The sequence below is a fragment of the Humibacillus xanthopallidus genome (assembly GCF_006716675.1).
Lineage (GTDB): Bacteria > Actinomycetota > Actinomycetes > Actinomycetales > Dermatophilaceae > Humibacillus > Humibacillus xanthopallidus_B.
The window spans coordinates 1634812-1650462 of the sequence record NZ_VFPM01000001.1 but is presented as its reverse complement, the minus strand read 5'-3'; the positions used below and the strand labels follow the sequence as shown (position 1 = coordinate 1650462).

At 67.5% G+C, this 15651-nt stretch carries 12 protein-coding genes and 2 pseudogenes; 8 read left to right on the top strand and 6 right to left on the bottom strand.

Annotated elements, in window-relative coordinates; all coding sequences use genetic code 11:
* The first annotated feature begins 33 nt into the window (after positions 1–33).
* Both FBY41_RS07225 and FBY41_RS23850 read left to right on the top strand, forming a co-directional pair.
* Positions 34–513, top strand: a complete 480-nt coding sequence (locus tag FBY41_RS07225; RefSeq protein WP_141842666.1) for a MarR family winged helix-turn-helix transcriptional regulator — start codon at positions 34–36, stop codon at positions 511–513.
* 55 nt (positions 514–568) lie between these two features.
* Positions 569–1225 carry a maleylpyruvate isomerase family mycothiol-dependent enzyme gene (locus FBY41_RS23850; RefSeq protein ID WP_141842664.1) on the top strand — a complete coding sequence of 219 codons (657 nt, stop codon included), beginning with the start codon at positions 569–571 and terminating at the stop codon, positions 1223–1225.
* A 10-nt stretch (positions 1226–1235) separates the two neighbouring features.
* Here the strand turns inward: FBY41_RS23850 and FBY41_RS24250 are convergent.
* Positions 1236–1589: pseudogene (locus FBY41_RS24250) on the bottom strand (tyrosine-type recombinase/integrase); the annotation flags it as partial.
* A 591-nt stretch (positions 1590–2180) separates the two neighbouring features.
* Positions 2181–2681: a GNAT family N-acetyltransferase gene (locus tag FBY41_RS07210; RefSeq protein WP_141842660.1), complete on the bottom strand. Its 501-nt coding sequence runs from the start codon at positions 2679–2681 to the stop codon at positions 2181–2183.
* Between the two features lie 433 nt (positions 2682–3114).
* On the opposite strand from FBY41_RS07210, the gene FBY41_RS07205 reads away from it, so the two are divergent.
* The 3 genes and pseudogenes from FBY41_RS07205 to FBY41_RS23845 form a co-directional block, all read left to right on the top strand.
* Positions 3115–3864: a hypothetical protein gene (locus FBY41_RS07205; protein ID WP_141842658.1), complete on the top strand. Its 750-nt coding sequence runs from the start codon at positions 3115–3117 to the stop codon at positions 3862–3864.
* Between the two features lie 322 nt (positions 3865–4186).
* Entirely contained in the window at positions 4187–5128 is a 942-nt protein-coding gene (locus tag FBY41_RS07200) for a hypothetical protein (RefSeq protein WP_141842656.1), read from the top strand.
* A 667-nt stretch (positions 5129–5795) separates the two neighbouring features.
* A pseudogene (locus FBY41_RS23845) lies at positions 5796–5941 on the top strand (IS256 family transposase); the annotation flags it as partial.
* Between the two features lie 172 nt (positions 5942–6113).
* On the opposite strand, the gene FBY41_RS07190 reads toward FBY41_RS23845, so the two are convergent.
* The 3 genes from FBY41_RS07190 to FBY41_RS07180 form a co-directional block, all read right to left on the bottom strand.
* Positions 6114–6710: a hypothetical protein gene (locus FBY41_RS07190; RefSeq protein ID WP_141842654.1), complete on the bottom strand. Its 597-nt coding sequence runs from the start codon at positions 6708–6710 to the stop codon at positions 6114–6116.
* A 348-nt stretch (positions 6711–7058) separates the two neighbouring features.
* Positions 7059–7706, bottom strand: coding sequence for a response regulator transcription factor (locus FBY41_RS07185; protein ID WP_141842652.1), 648 nt, complete (start codon positions 7704–7706; stop codon positions 7059–7061).
* Positions 7707–7761: 55 nt separating this feature from the next.
* Positions 7762–9453, bottom strand: a complete 1692-nt coding sequence (locus FBY41_RS07180) for a histidine kinase (protein ID WP_185748930.1) — start codon at positions 9451–9453, stop codon at positions 7762–7764.
* A 378-nt stretch (positions 9454–9831) separates the two neighbouring features.
* Between FBY41_RS07180 and FBY41_RS07175 the strand changes: the two genes are divergently transcribed.
* The 3 genes from FBY41_RS07175 to FBY41_RS07165 are packed head-to-tail and all read left to right on the top strand — an operon-like array spanning position 9832 to position 13681.
* Positions 9832–11688, top strand: coding sequence for a TRAP transporter substrate-binding protein (locus FBY41_RS07175; protein WP_141842648.1), 1857 nt, complete (start codon positions 9832–9834; stop codon positions 11686–11688).
* Positions 11685–12038 carry a response regulator gene (locus tag FBY41_RS07170; RefSeq protein WP_141842645.1) on the top strand — a complete coding sequence of 118 codons (354 nt, stop codon included), beginning with the start codon at positions 11685–11687 and terminating at the stop codon, positions 12036–12038. Before FBY41_RS07175 ends, FBY41_RS07170 begins: the two co-directional genes overlap by 4 nt.
* On the top strand, positions 12035–13681 hold the full coding sequence (locus tag FBY41_RS07165; RefSeq protein ID WP_141842643.1) for a sensor histidine kinase: 1647 nt from the start codon (positions 12035–12037) through the stop codon (positions 13679–13681). The genes FBY41_RS07170 and FBY41_RS07165 overlap by 4 nt, the downstream gene beginning before the upstream one ends.
* Before the next feature lie 262 nt (positions 13682–13943).
* Here the strand turns inward: FBY41_RS07165 and FBY41_RS07160 are convergent, their stop codons facing one another.
* Positions 13944–15197 (bottom strand): IS110 family transposase, encoded by a 1254-nt coding sequence (locus FBY41_RS07160; protein ID WP_260439604.1) that lies wholly within the window; start codon positions 15195–15197, stop codon positions 13944–13946.
* Positions 15198–15651: the final 454 nt, after the last annotated feature.

The window sequence follows — 15651 nt, the reverse complement described above, 5'->3', positions numbered from 1 at the left end:
ATGCTCCAGCGGCAACCAAAGGGGTCGGTGCACATGCATGCGTCAACGTCGGCGGACGCGGCGGGCACTGAGGAGCTGCCCCTCGGGGTCCTGCTGTTCATCCCTGCCCGGGCGATGGAGGCCGCGACCATGGACGGGCTGGCGCGTGCCGGCTTTACCGACATGACGGTCGCGCAAGCACGTATTGCCGCTCGGATCGACGCCGGCGGGTCGCGGATCACCCAGCTCGCCGCAGCCGCACAGGTCACCAAGCAGACTGCCGGCTTCCTGGTCGAGCAACTGGAACGCGCGGGCTATGTCGAACGAGTGGCGGACCCGACCGACGGCCGCGCCCGGCTGGTCAAGGTCGCCGCCCGAGGCTACGCGGCGAGGGAGGCGGTTCTGCCTGTCCTCGCCGAGGTCGAGGCGCAATGGCTGGCGCACATCGGGCCCGAGCGGATGGCGCACCTGCGCGAGACGCTGACGTTGTTGCGCGAGATCACCGACCCCTTCTTGAAGGACCGCACCTCTTGAAACTAGACAGATTATCTGTCTACTCTTGATCACGAGGTCGACTCCAAGGAGCATCATGGGCACCGGGGCGAGCATGGGCATCGAAGAGAGCTGGCAGGTGGTAGTCGAGCAGCGGCTGGCCATTGCAGAGCTGCTCGCCGGACTGTCCGATCCGGATTGGGAGCAGCCGTCGTTGTGTGCCGGCTGGCGGGTGCGCGATGTCGCCGCCCACGTGACGCTGATCCCCATAGCGCCCTCGCCAGGCAGTCTGCTGGTCGACTTCGCGAAGGCCCGCGGCGACTACGGCCGGTTCAACACCGTGGCCAGCCGGCGCCGCGCGGCGCGCACGCCGACCCAGCTCGTGGAGGACCTGCGAACCACCGCCGAGTCGCGCTCGGTTCCGTGGCCCGCCAATCCGGCGAACGTGATGTGGGACATCCTGGTGCACGCTCAGGACATCGCGATTCCGCTGGGAATCGACTTCCCCACCCCGCCCGACGCCGGTGCCGCCGCCGCTACCCGGATCTGGGAGCTCCGCTGGCCGTTCTCGTTCGGGGTCAAGCGCCGGCTGGGCTCGCTCCGGCTGACGGCAACCGACGCGGACTGGACCATCGGCACTGGCCCTGAGGTTGCCGGGCCGATCTGCGCGATCCTGCTCCTGCTGACCGGCCGCACCGAGGCGGCAACCCCCTTGCTGACGGGCGACGGTGTGCGCAGCCTAGCCACGTCCTGACCCGCAGCGAGTGCGGGCTGATGTGCCGAGGGATGCCGGCAGCTGTCGCCATCCGGGCGACCATCCGATACACGTCGCGGCGGTCGATCGGCTTGCCCGAGACTGGCCGTAGGACGAGTGGCCCGGACGTGTGCTGGCCGCGGCAGGCCTCGAGTGCCCGGAGCACGGGGACGGTGACCGGCATGGTGGCCGGCTTGTTGCCCTTGCCGACCAGGGGCAGGACGCGGTGGCTGCGGAGGGTGTCGGCGTAGTCCTCGATCCGCACTGCGGCGGCTTCAGAGGCTCGGAGCGCGTTGATGCAGAGCAGGTAGGCGAGGGCGCCGTGGTGGACGGTGGTGGTCTGGGCGACCTGTAGGAACCGCATGAGCTCGAGTCGGTCGAGTCCTTGGGTGCGGGTCTCGTCGCGGTGGATCTTCGGTAGTCGCGCGTAGACGGCTGGGTCGGCGGTGATGAGGCCGTCGATGTGGGCGAAGCGGAAGTAGCCGCGGACGGCGTGCATCATCGTGTTGACGGAGGAGTCCATGAGCCCGCGGTCCCCGAGGCCACGGATGTAGAGCTCGACGTGGGCTCGCTGGATACCGGCCAGGGCGTCGAGCCCGTTGGCCTCGCACTAAGCGAACCACTCCCGTTGTTGGAAGGCGTACAGGGTGTGGGTGCGCCCGGAGTATCGGGCCAGGTAGGAGACCGCTGCGAGCTGGGCGGTTGACATCGTCGCGGGCTGGAACGGAAGCAGAGTCGTCGGAGTGGGCACAGTGACACCTCGCGCGGCGACCGGGCGCGGGCCAGACCCCGCCCGCCGCCGACGCGACCGGCCATGAGGGGCTCCTCGACGCTAGGCCCGTTCCACTTCTCGCGTCGACAGGCGGTGAAGTGACCCAGCCGCTTCGCGGCGAGAGAACGCAAGCACTTGGCGGTGGTGTGGGATGTCGGACCTCGCTGTGGTGAGGGCGTCGGCCTATCGCACCATCCGGATCTCGACCAGCCCGTCGAGATCCGGATCGACCTGCTCGGTCCCGTCGGCTGTGAATCCGTTCTTCTCGTAGAAGCGTCGAGCCCGCGCGTTGCCCTTGGCCACCCACAGTTGAGCAGGCCGCTCGCTGAGAGCCTGGTCAAGGAGAGCCTGACCGACACCGTGGCCGTAGCAGCTGGACAGCACGTAGAGCGCGTACAGCTGCTCATTGCGCACCGGCGGGTGCCCTTGGTGGTCTGCGGCCGGACCGTGGGCGACAAACCCCACGATGCGGCCTTCGCGCCGGGCGACCCGGAACCGCTCCCTGGCATCCTCCTCTGAGAGGCGACCCGACCACATCACCTGCCGACTCTCGCGCGCGGCGTCATCGTAGAAATGCTCTGGGAGCAGCTCTGCGTAGGCTTCCCGCCACGCCTGAACGTGGACCGAGGCCAGTTCCTCAGCGTCAGCGAGGTGCGGCACCACCACCTCAAAGTCTGTCGACACGGCCACTCACATCCTTACCGGAGACTCACGGGAGGCGTCGCTCCGACAGCGAAGAACACTATCCCCTGGTCCGTACCGCATCGATGCCGAAAGAGACCGTATCGCCGCGGAAGGACACTGCCGCTTCGTGGCGAGATGACGTAGATCCGGGCTTGCCCCCTGAAGCTGCCTTGGCCGGCTGCAGGTCGAGGTCATCCGGAGCCGCAACGCGCCTCCCTAGTCCAAGTCACAGCGCATCGTCCCGGCCGCTGCTACCGTGGTCATCTGGGATGAATGTAATGGTGGGCCTGCATTCTGCTTCACAACGATGGCCCTCTCGAGATCCGCCTCATTACGGTTATAGACGTTGCGCGCCAGGAACGAGCTTGGAGTGGGCTGGCCTGTGACCCAGTTAGTTGCGTTGCGGTGGTAGGTGCAAGGTCGGAGCTATGACGTGAGCATTCTCGACATCGTGGGCCTCCTGTCCGGACTGCTTGCCATCTTCAGCTTTTCAACCGGAATCACCTCCGTCGGGCAGCTGCGCCGCGCATCAGCGCGCGAGAGTGACGCCGAAGCCCGATCTCCTGCCGGTGTTAGCAGTGATGCCAGTCCCGAGCGGCTCGCCCGAGCGCGAATCATCTTGTGGGTGAGCGTTCCCGTCTTCGTCATCTCGCTCGTTGTAACGTTGACGGCCGGTCTCAGTGGTTCGGACACGGGCGGTGCGCAGTTCGTGTTGCTCGTCGAAGGTGCAGCGCTGCTCTTGTTATACGCGCAGGGGATGCGACGGCGTATGCCGTGGTCTCGGTTTCTCGCCATATGCATGGTCGTTATCGGTGCAAGCGGTCTCCTGATGGGCGTGTTATCACGTGGCGAAGAGGTAGAAGGGCTGCTGGCTGGGCTGGTGATCGGCGCCTGCGTGGGGTTCTTGGGCTTGGCCTTCCCTGGCACGACGGAGCCCGGCAGCGCGCGGGGTAGTGCCGCCGGCAACCGATCGCCTCGCACGGAGTTGGAACGAGAGGTCTTGCGCGTTGCACGCCGAGAAGGGGGCGAGGTTAGTCCTGCTCAGGTGGCAGTTGACTCCTCAATGTCTATTGACGACGCGAGTCTCATACTCGACCAGTTGGCGGAGCGTGGCTTCTGCCGACGCGACGTCCGGCCGAGCGGGGCGACGGTCTACAGGTTCCCCGACTTTCTTTCCGGGTGAGCGTGCCCGACCAGATGCTGCTGCGCGATCGCGGTAAGCGAGCAGGAACGCCCCGAAGCCTGCTCCGAGGGATCCGTGTCACGAGCGAGGCGCCGGAGTTGATCCGAATCATGCTGAGAGCACCACGCCAGTTCTGTGAGGAGCGCCGAGCGCCCGGCTCGCGGCGGAAGGACCCACGGGCAATGAACGAGGCGCTGCGCTCGTAAAGCCCCCCCCGAGACTGACCTGCGGGGACAAACTGATGTCCGTGCGATGACCTCGCAGCCCTGTCGAGTCTGCTCATTGGGCCGCGCATGGCGCGAAACTCCGGCATTCTGAATCGATGGGAACTGTGACCGCCAACGGAGACGGTGCTCCAACCGTCCCAGAGCAGCAAGCTGAGATCGCCCGCGTCACATACCGGTACCTTCGCTGGTTGATGGTGTTCCTGCCTTTGGTGCTGCTCTTCGTCACGATGGCAAATGCCATCGCTCAGAGGGAGCTGGAGTCATCAATCAGCGCCTACTACGGCACGCCGGTCCGAGACGTCTTTGTGGGAGTGATGATTGCGACGGCCGCCTGCATGGTCGCGTACCAGGGGTCATCGCTGCTGGAGGATTACACCTTGAACGGCGCGGGCTTCTATGCCGTCTTCGTTGCGCTCGTTCCGACCAATCTCGATGAGATACTGCAGGAGTTGCGCCAGAATCCGCCTGGAGACGGCGTGACGGTTATGGAGTACATTTCGTCCCTTCGCATCGCCATCTTCACAGTCCTCGTCTTGTGTGGCGCCTTGGTGGTAATTGAACTCAAAGAGTCCGAGCGCTTGGCCAGGCTGTGGAAGCGGGGGCCGCAGAGCAAGGGGTTCATCGCACTGACGGGCGCCGTGCTTGCTGCGTTCTTGGTGCTGGTCGTGGTGAAGCTCTACTTGCACCCGGCGGACGAGGTGACAATGGACGGGTTCACGCTTGGCCCGGTCGACGTGCGTGTCCACGACCTGGCCGCCATCCTCCTCATCGCCGCCTTGGCGGTCGCGGTCGCCAGCCATGCATGGCCGCAGGCTGTCGCCAATCGTGAAGGAGCAGGCCTTGTGCCCGCCAGCGACCTCGAAGTGCGCAACCGGTACCAGTTGATCTTCTGGCTGATGGTGGCCGGGCCGTTCGTGGCATGGGGTTTCAGCAAGCTCGCCCCGGACCACTGGATCATCTTCCTCGAATGGTGGGAGATCTTGCTCTTCGGCCTGTTCTGGGTGATGGAGACGCGGCGAGTCCAGAAGCTGACCTAGGCCGAGCGGTACTCGCGACGACCTAGGTGACGGGCGCCTGAGGGTCGATCCCCCACAAGGGAGGTAAGCGGCACCTTCGCGGAGCGCCCAACTGATTTGGACTCTACACGGCGATGTGACGCACCTCCGGACGTCATCGGCGATCGAGCGGATGGCCTGCGCCCGGTCATAGCAGCGGGCAGGGGCGACACTCAGCTGGCGCCGCCGGTGTCGCCGCCGATGCCTCCGGCTCCGGCTTCCCAAGCGCTATGCCCGACGGAACCGGGGGCACGGACAAAGACGGACGCCTCCACCTGGGCTTCCTCGGGTGAGTTGCTGAATCCGAGCAGTGAGTCACTTGCGCTCGCCGACCGCACCACCGTTGCTGCGACCGGGCCGAGCACCAATCCTGCGAAGAGCAGGGCCTCCTGTGCGCCCTTCGATTGTACCGGCACCGTGTGGCCTCACTGATGCCTTGGCCAGGCCGGCGCAACAGTGGGACGAAGTAGCCGGGATCATCCTCGTGTGCGGCAACCGCCGCACGGGCCAATTCCGGCCTCTGGCCCAAGATCGGGACCCGACCGCACGCGCCAGTTGAGCGACGCGCGCGGAAGGACGCGCGCTGTGTCTCACCGCTCAACGGTCGGCCCAGCGATGCAGACTCGAGTGGATCCAAGCGCGAGCGAGCAGGGTGCGCGAGCTGGTCAAGGCCGCTCGCTCCAGAGGTGAGGAGCTGACCGGCCCGGACGGCTGATCAAGGCGATCACAAAGCAGCTCATCGAGGCCGCCCTTGAGGTGGAGATGACCGAGCACGTCGGCTACGACAAGCACGCGCCCCGCGACGGTATGCGTGTGTTGTGCTACCGCACATGATGTGCGCCACACTCAGGTGGTAGAGGACGGCATGGCGCTGCCACGACAGCGGTGACCGGGCTCATACAATGTGTGCCTCGTTGCGGATCGCCCGCCCAGGCGGGGTCTCTGCCGCCGCCCGCGTCCCGGCGTGCTAGCCGATGGCGCCGACCACGACCGCGCAGAAGTCGTAGTTGTTGCCCTCCTGCTTGAGGATGGTGGGCCGTCCGACCTTGAAGTCATCCGAGGGGTCGCTGGGGGTCTCGTTGTAGTTGTAGACGACGCTGTAGCTGAACACGCCCGCCTGACGCTCAAGCACGTCGCCGTCGTCGGAGTACAGGACGCTGTGACCCTTGTTGGTGACGTAGCGGGTGAAGGTGCCATCCCCGTTGTCGATGAGGCGAATGTCCTGGAGGCTGCCGCCCTCGTGGACGAGGGTGACCGACTCGCCGGTGGCCACGTTGGTGAACTTCTCATAGCCCTCATCGAAGTACCAGTCGTAGGGGAACTGGTCGGGGCCAAGGATCCGCGGATCCCTGACTTGGGCGTTATCGGTGAACTCGTACTCCACCGTCAGCCCGGGAACGTCACAGAAGTCTTCTTGGATCTCGCTGAACGGCCCCTGCAGGTCCGTGTGCCATGGACCGTTGCCGGCGGGTTCGGCCGACGCTGGGGCTGTCAGCAAGATCGCGGGAAGGGTGAGGCCGACGGCGAGTGCCGCGGCGCCGGTCATGATTGGGGATCGGGTCATGATCTCCACCTCCTGGTGGTGGTTTGAGGGCGGGAAAGAGCGCCATTGAGCGCGGCGGCGTAGGCGAGTTGCACGCTGGCCGCACGTCGGCCCGTCGGGAGGTGGTGGTGTTGCGCTGGCCTCGTGACGGGCGGTCCTGACGACCCGGGGTGCATGCGGTAGTGCTTTCGCCAGTGGCGATATGAAGAGTGGTTCATTGGTACTTCCTCGATGCCTGGGCCAGCTCGGCTTGGATATCCCACGTCCAGAATCGACTTGAAGCCCGCTTCCCCACATTGAGGGGATCACTCGACGCGCGCATCGCCGCGTTGGGGTTATCCCGTATCCGCGGCCTCGGCCTCTCGAGTGTCAGCCGCTACGGAGGTAGGTGAGCACGGCAAGGACCCGGCGGTTGCTGTCCGATGACTCGTCGAGCCCGAGCTTCGTGAAGATCTGGCGCACGTGCGCCTCGACCGTCCGATCGGTGATGAACAACCGCCTGCTGATGCCTTGGTTCGTCAGACCCTCGGCGACGAGAGCAAGGACCTCGTGCTCTCGTTCGCTGAGCGCCTGGACGGGGTCATCGGTGCGGCGCTTGTGAAGCAGTCGCGCCACGATGGTCGGATCGACGACGGTCTCCGCCTCGGCCACCCTCCGGAGGCTGTCTATGAGGACGTCGCCGGAGAAGATCCGATCTTTCAGGATGTAGCCGATTCCTTCGGGCTGTTCCTGAATGAGGCGCAGCGCGTAGGCGGACTCGATGTAGTGGGACAGCACCAGCACGCCGGTGTCGGGGAACTCGGACCGGATCGCGGTCGCGGCGACGAGACCCTCGTCGGTGTGTGTCGGAGGCATCCGGATGTCGACAACGCAGACATCGGGCCGGTGGACGCGGACCTGGCTCATGAGGGTGGTGGCGTCCCCGGCCTTGGCCACCACGTCGACTCCGCCGGCGGTGAGCAGTGCCACGATCCCTTCGCGCGTCAGAAGGGTGTCGTCGGCAACAACGGCTCGCACGGGCCCCCCTTTTTGTTGCTGAGACACCTTGGATCGGTCCCTTCCTCTGCGCGGGTCACCCCGATATGCCGTCCGCGGCCATGACGTCGCGCGGGACCGCCGGCGCCGCGAGCGGCAGCTCGAGCTCGATCCGGCAGCCATCGTCGACGGGCAGCACCTCGAGGTGGCCGCCGAGCGCGGTGGCGCGGTCCTGCAGGCCGGCGAGGACGACGCGCGCATGCGCGACGTCCGCGCGGACCCGCAGAGCATCGCCCTCACATGCGGCATACACCGTGGTGGGCCCCGCGGCCGCCGCCATGGCCACGAGCAGGTATGCCGTGGTCTCCACCACCGCGGGGAAGCGTCGGTTTGGAGCGTCGACGACCCGCACGTCCATGCTCTCGCTCAAGGCCGCGCACGCGCCCGCAAACCCCTCGGTGAGCAGCACGATCGGATGCAGTCCGTTGGCCAGTTCCCTGAGGTCCTCGACGGCCGCCCGGATCTCTGCCTCCGCCTGGTCCACCTCAGTGCAGTCTTCTCCGGTCGTGGCCTTCAGCAGGCGTAGACCCAACAGCAGGCCGACGAGGCGCTGCTGGGCGCCGTCGTGCAGGTCGCGCTCGAGGCGGCGCCGCTCGCGGTCTCCCGCCTCGATGACGCGCACACGCGAGTCGGCGAGTGCGCGCAGCTGGGCGAATCCCTCGGCGCGCAGCCGCTCGTTCTCAAGGCCCAGCCGGGCCGCCCGGACCACCTCACGAACGGCATCCGGATCGTCGAGCAGGCTGGGGCGGTGCACCAGGACGGCGATCTCCTGGCCGCCCTCGAGGAGCCGGCTCATCGCGCGTCCGGGCCGGGCCGTCACGTCCACCATCGCGAGGTCGACGTCGCGATAGGTCCCGTCAACCAGATAGCCCACCTGCAGGGACGGGTCGTGCAGCCACTCGGCCAACGCACAACGCATCCCGCCGGCCGCCGCATCACGGTGCAGGGCGACGACGAGGGCTGCGACGCTGCGCCGCATGGCTCGCGCTTGCAGCAGGCCGAACGCGACCGCGAGGGCCAGGGCTGTCAGACCCGCGAGCTGCACCCACCACAGCCCCTGGTCCGCCGTCGAACTACCTACGAAGCCGCGCTCGAGGCTCAGGACGAGCTGCGCGGACCAAGCGGCCAGGTAGACAACACCCACCCACCACACCGCTCCACGCGCCCGCCGAGACGCCGGGCTCATCCGTGCCAGACCCAGGAGCAGGACCACCATCGTCACCACGGCCCACAAGAGAGCGGCCGCCATCGCGGCTCGCGACAGCGTCGCGGCCAGCGCCGGGTCGCCGTGGACGAGCATCAGGTTCGTCGGACAGTCCGAGCAGCCCTCAGCCTGCGGGTCGAAGAACACTCCGGGCACCAGGCCCACGGCACCGACGAACACGAGCGCCCCTGCCGAGAGCAGGTAGCGCTCCGGGGGTCGCTCCACCCGTCCGGACGGATACGCCAGCACCGCCCACGTCGTGGCGACGGGCAAGGCCATCGAGAGCAGCAGACCCACGGAGAAAACTGCAGCGGAGAGTGACCCGGCCGCTGTCGCTCCGGGGATGTCCCACTCCGAGACGAGCAGCAGGACCGCGACAAGGACCAGCAGCCAGCCGGAGCGGCTCGCCGGTCGGGCGCGCCGATGGACAACCCCGATTCCCGCGAGCAGTGCCACCGTGCCGAGCAGCGCAACCTCCGACTGGGCAGAGTCGCCGCCCCCGGAGAAACCGGGTGATGCGTCCACCAGACGCATTGTCAACCAGCCAACGCCCGCCACGGCACCCACGGCCCCAGCGCACCAGCCGACCGCCACGGCATTGACGGACGCCACCCAGCGGCGCGCGACATGGCCTAGCGCACGCATGGCTTCGTGCCGCCGACGCCTGCGGCATGACCTCCGCGCTCTGGGGCACAGCGGCTGACGACGCGGGCGGCGGCCAAGGCGTCCGAAACCGCCGCGACACACGCCCTTCGCGCCCCATGCCGAGCCCTCATGAGCCCAGAATCCACCCGTGACGGCCACCCTGCTCAGGGTTGGCACTGATTCGGTCGGCGATCGGGGAGACGAGACTGATCCCAGGCGGGACAATCGAGCGTCGAGGCACGAAGGGAAGTGCCGTCCATGCCGCGAACCACACCGGTGGCCCTGATGGTCATGGCTGTAATTATCGGGCTCTCTGCATGCAGCAGCTCCGCGGACAAGGCCGGTGGCCGGGGCCTCCAAGAGGTCATCGTGCTGGAGATCGCTCAGCTCGACGACGTTGCGCCTCCGCAAGTCCAGGCGTATGCCGCAGAGGTGGAGAAGCAGTCGCGCGGGTCTCTTCGCTTTCACTTCAACGACTCCTGGCGTATGGGCGAGATCGATTTCGAGAAGAACACTCTGGAGGACGTGACGGGCGGTCGTACGGCGGGTGCCTGGGTCGGCGTGCGGTCGTTCGACCTGATCGGCGTGACCTCGTTCCAACCACTCGTGGCGCCGATGCTCGTTGACAGCCAGCTCGTGCAGAGCCGCATCTTCTCCGAGGGGATCCCGCTCGAGATGGCCCGCGGCCTTGAGGGGCACGGCTTGGTGGCGGTCGCCGTCCTGCCGGGCCCGATGCGCAAAGTGCTGGGGGTGCGCAAGCCGTTCCGAGAGCCCGCGGACTTCCGCGGTACCGTCCTGGGGATCCAAGGCGGCGACATACCGGAGGCCACGGCGAAGGCCCTCGGGGCGACCTTCACACGGATGTCGTCCGGCGCGAGGCTCGACGGGGTCGACGCGTACGAGCAGCCCGCTGAGAACATCCTCGGCGGCTTCTACGGACTCGAGGCGAAGTACATCACCGCGAACGTCAACCTCTGGCCGCAGGCCATTGCGGTGGTCCTCAACCAGGCGTCGTACCGTGCGCTGACAGACGCCCAGCGGGAGGTCCTGCGCAAGGCCGCAACAGACGCGATCCCAGTGGCCCTTGCGGCGACTCGGGCCGAGGACGAGACCGCCATCGCGAAGCTGTGTGGACAGCAGGTGGCGTTCCCCCCCTCGTCGGACCTGCAGCTCGCCGCTCTGCGCCGTGCCGTTCAACCGGTCCACGACGCGATCGCCGACAACCCTGACGACGGCCGGATGCTCGACCGGCTCACCGAACTCAGGGCTGCCGCCGCCGCGCCGCCGGACGTCTCCGTTTGTCCCTCGCGAAAGCCCGGAGCCGGCAGCGGGTCGCTTCCCGAGGGAACCTACGACATGGCGCTTGAGAACGATGTGATGTCGCAGTGCACGGATGGCACGATGCAGGGCACCCCCGGGCGAGAGTCGTGGTTCTCGCTCGAGGTGCGTGACGGCAAAGTCACAAGAAGCCAACGCATCGACAGTCAGGCTGCGCCCGTGGACGTTGGGTACGACGGGGTGTACTCCACGTTGCGCGACCGGGTCCAGATCGACAACCTCAACGCGAGGTGGTCTTTCGACGGAACTGCCCTGCAGCTCAGCGACATGAACGGCGGCTCGTGCCGCGAAATCGTCATCTGGACGACCAACCCCTGGGTCCTGCGGTCCGACCCGGCTCAGCCGGGCGCGTCGGTGGTTCCCGACGGCAGGTACGAGGCGGTGCTCTCCCCCGCCGACCGCCGACTCTGTGATGGCCTGCCGGATACCGCAGGCCGACGTGGCCTCAACCCACCGAGCGGCCCAAGCGGCAACCAGACCTGGTACACGAGCATCACACTCGAGAGCGGAGTCGTCAGGGCGTATGCGCGCGAGGGCAGCCTCGCGGCGACGGCCAAGATGTGGTGGGTGGGCAGCTACCGGGTGTACGGCAGCACTTTCGAGCTGACCCACCTCACGAGCGTGGACCACTATCCGACTATCCGCCGCACCGAAATGACCGCCACCTTCACGTTCGACCGCTCGACCCTGACGCTCACGCCCGTGGGCTCTTGGCCGTGTGACGCCAGAGTCGTGATGAGCCGCCACCCGTGGGCCTTGACCAAGAAGGCGCAATGACACCCACGCTCGTGATCATCGACGACCACGCCGGCTTCCGGGCGTTTGCAAGAGCGCTTCTCGAGGCAGAGGGTTACGCCGTCGTCGGGGAGGCTGCGGACGGCACGTCGGGCGCGGAGCTGGTGTGCCGCCTGCTTCCCGACGTCGTGCTGCTCGACGTCGTCCTGCCTGACCTCGACGGGTTCGCGGTGTCCGAGCGCATCGCGGACGAGGCACCGGGGTGCGCCGTCGTGCTGACGTCCACGCGCCGGGCCGTCTCCTACGGCGGGCGCGTCGCGGCCAGCCCGGCCCGCGGTTTCGTCGGTAAGAGCGAGCTCAGCGGGTCAGCCCTCGGGCGGTTGACCGGGTGACCATGGCCAGGATCGGGCTACTCCAGGCCGTCGACCTGCTGGTCGGGGCTGTCGTGATCGGTGCCGGCCTCGCATCGATGCGGTTCGGCAGGTCCGCCCGGCTGATGCTGCTCGTCGGGGCGACGTGGCTGGTCGGCAGCCTCCTCAGCGCAGCCGTCTTCCTCCACCGTGGACCACTGGTGCACCTGCACCTCACCTACCCCACCGGGCACTCGCGGCGCCGCTACGTCACGGTTGTCGTCGTGACGGCGTACGCCCTGGGCGTGGCCGAGGCGTTGATGCCCACGCCCGCGCTCACCCTCGCGCTCGCGCTCCTGGTCGCCGCCGCCGCGATCGACGTCTTCGTGCGCACGACCGGCCCCGCACGCAAGGCGGGACGGCCGGCGTTGGCGGCTGCCCTCGGGTTCTCCACCGTTCTTGTGACGAGCGCGCTGAACCAGATGCTGGCCTGGGACATCGACCAACCCGTCCTGCTCGCATACGACGCGGTCGTCGCGGGCGCCGTCGTCGTGCTCGCGGCCGACCTGCGATGGGGACGCTGGACCGAGTCGACCCTCAGTGACCTCGTTGCCGACCTCGGGGCGACGTCCGACACCAGCGGGCTGAGCGGACGGCTGCAGCGAGCGCTGGGCGACCCCAGCCTCACGGTCGGCTACTGGATCCCGCAGCGGGCGGCATACGTCGACGACCACAGTGAGGAGATTGACCCGCCCCCACAGGACGATGATCGCACGGCCACCTACATCGATGACGCGGGCCGGCGCGTGGCTGTGCTGGTCCACGACCGCGCTCTGCTCGAGGACCCCCAGCTGGTTTGCGGCGTGGCGACCGCAGCACGACTCGCGATGACCAACGCGCGGATGCTCGCCGACGTCCGGTCACGCGTGGACGAGCTCACGCAGTCGCGGCGACGCATCGTCGCGGCTGTCGATGACGAGCGGGAACGGATCGCCGACGAGCTCGGAGGCGGCGCGCAACGACGTCTCGGCCGGGTCGCCGACCTGCTGGACCACGTCGCGACCCCGGGCCTCTCGGGCAACCAGAACCTCACGCGGGTGCGTGCGGAGGTCATGCGGGCGCAGGAGGACCTGACCAGGTTCGTCCAGGGAGTCCGCCCCGCGGCCCTCGTCGAGGGTGGCCTGGACGCGGCCGTCCGTGACATGGCCGGGCACTTCCCCTTCCCGGTCGATGTACAAGTCGATGTGGGACGGCTTCCCGACGCCCTCGAGGGCGCATTGCTCTTCTTCTGCTCCGAGGCGGTGACCAACGTGGCGAAGCACGCCCGCGCGAGCCGATGTCGGGTGCTCATCACCACTGAACCGGAACTGATCATCGCGCGCGTCGACGACGACGGGATCGGTGGCGCGGACGCGGCCGGCTCAGGCCTGATCGGCCTGACCGACCGGATCGAGACTACGGGCGGTCGGTTGGTCGTGACGAGCCCGACCGACGGCGGGACAATCCTCGAGGCGAGGGTTCCGCGCTCCGACCATGCCGCGAAACACACCGACTCCGGACACCTCACACGCGAGCCCAAACGCCAGCCCAAGGGGGCCGAAGGCCTGAGCTTGGAGCAGCCTGCACACTTGGAAACCGTCGCCAAACGGGGATCTCAGGGGCTGGGTCCCCACGTCGATGGCTGACGAACTGAGGCGAGCGTGACCCTTTCCAGGCTGGTCAACCACGCTGGCGACTGCAGCAGACCAAGAGACGGTGCGAAGTACTTTGGAAGGGCGGCTGAAGACATCACCGACAGGGATCGCCTCTCCAACTCCTGGCCGACGGCGCGACAGCAAAGATGGCGGGCGCGACGAGGTTACGTGCGGCGGATGGACACTGCCGCTTCGCGGCTAATCCGAAAATGGACCTGGCCACGCGGGTCCTGGAGGTGGCCGACCGCGCGGGTCAGCCGGTGGGTGTGATCGTGACGGTGAAGCCGAGGGCATGGAGGGCGTTGACGTGCCTGCGCAAGCCGCGTTGGGTGCTGCCGCGGTTGTCGTAGTGGTCGGCTCCGAGGTCGTTGAAGGTGGCGTCGGGGTCGGACAACAAGTGCCAGATCACGGTCAGGATTGATCGTCCGATCGCTACCAGTGCTCGCTGCTTCCCGCGGCGTCTTGCGACGCGGCGGTAGCGTTCGCCGAGGAACGTGTTCGTTCTGGAGGCTCCGACGGCGGCCTCGCCGAGCGCCCTGGCCAGGTAGCGGTTCCCGCGTCCGGTCGCGGCGCTGCCCTTGGTCTTGCCCGCTGACTCCTTGACGGTTGGGCTGAACTTCGCCCAGGACGCGAGGTGGGCTGCGGTCGGGAAGCGCGTCATGTCGATGCCGATCTCGGCGATGGTCATGCCGGCGGCGGCGGGGCCGATGCCCGGGATCTGATCGAGCCGAGCCACCGTGTCGGCGTAGGGCCGGATGTGATCCTCGATCTGGGCCTCGACGGCTGCGATTCGCCCGTCGAGGTGGTCCACGTGGCGGAGCATCTGGGAGAGCAGGAATCCGTGGTGGTCGGTGAAGTGCCCCGTCAGGGCTTCCCGCAGCTCGGGGATCCGCGCCCGTAGCCGGGTCCTGGCGAGGTCCGCGAGGATGTCCGGATCGCGTTCTCCGGCGATGAGCGCGTCCATCATGGCGCGTCCAGAGACACCGAATAGGTCCGACGCGACGACGGACAGCTTGATCCCAGCGTCCTCGGGGAGCTTCTCGACGCGGTTCTTCTCCCGACCCCGGTCCCCGATCAGGTCGATCCGGTATCGGGTCAGGTCCCGCAACTGCCTGATCGGCGCCGGTGGCACGAAACTGGCTCGGATCATTTGCCGCTCGGCGATCTTGCACGGCCACACCGCGTCCAGCGCATCGGTCTTCGGGCGGCCCGGCAGGTGCTTGACCTCGTGAGCGTTCACCAACCAGACGTCGAATCCTGCCGCCTCGAGCAGGTAGAACGGCGGCTTCCAGTAGTCGCTGGTCGCCTCCATCACGACCCGGGTCACCCGTAACCCCGTCAGCCAGTCGCTCAGGTCCGTTAGCGACCGGGTCATCGTGGCGAACGTGCGGACGTGTTGACCGCGGCCGGCGCCGCGCCCGGACCTCGACTCATCAGGAACCCTGACGCAGCAGACAACTTCGGCCTTGCCGATGTCCAACGCGGCGACCCGCTCGATGATCTCCACGTCTTCGACTACCTGAACCATTCGAAGAACCTCCCTCGCGAACCGGGACTCGGCACTCAACGGCCCGGGCCTCCGTGGGAACCGCAAGGGAAAGAGAGAAGCTAATCCGCGTGCTCGGCAACCACCGCCGGCAACAATGAAGGGCCACGGCGCGGCTCCCGGCGCCCGACTACCAGACGGCCTCCAACGACCAAGCCGCGACGACGTCAACGGACGCCCGGACCCCTATTTTCAGCCCGTGAACGGGCCGCCCACAGGGCGAACGGGACTACTAGACGATTCCCTTAGGGCCGGTGTCTGGCCAGACTCGGTTCAGGTGATCGGCGGGCAGCTCTCCAAGCGGCTGCCCACCAGAGGAGCGGTGTGGCTCACTATCGGTCTGCGGCCCGCCGGTCACCGTTGACGAGGCGTGGCTCAAGAAGGGACTGCCCTGCTCATAACAGCACTGCCCGCC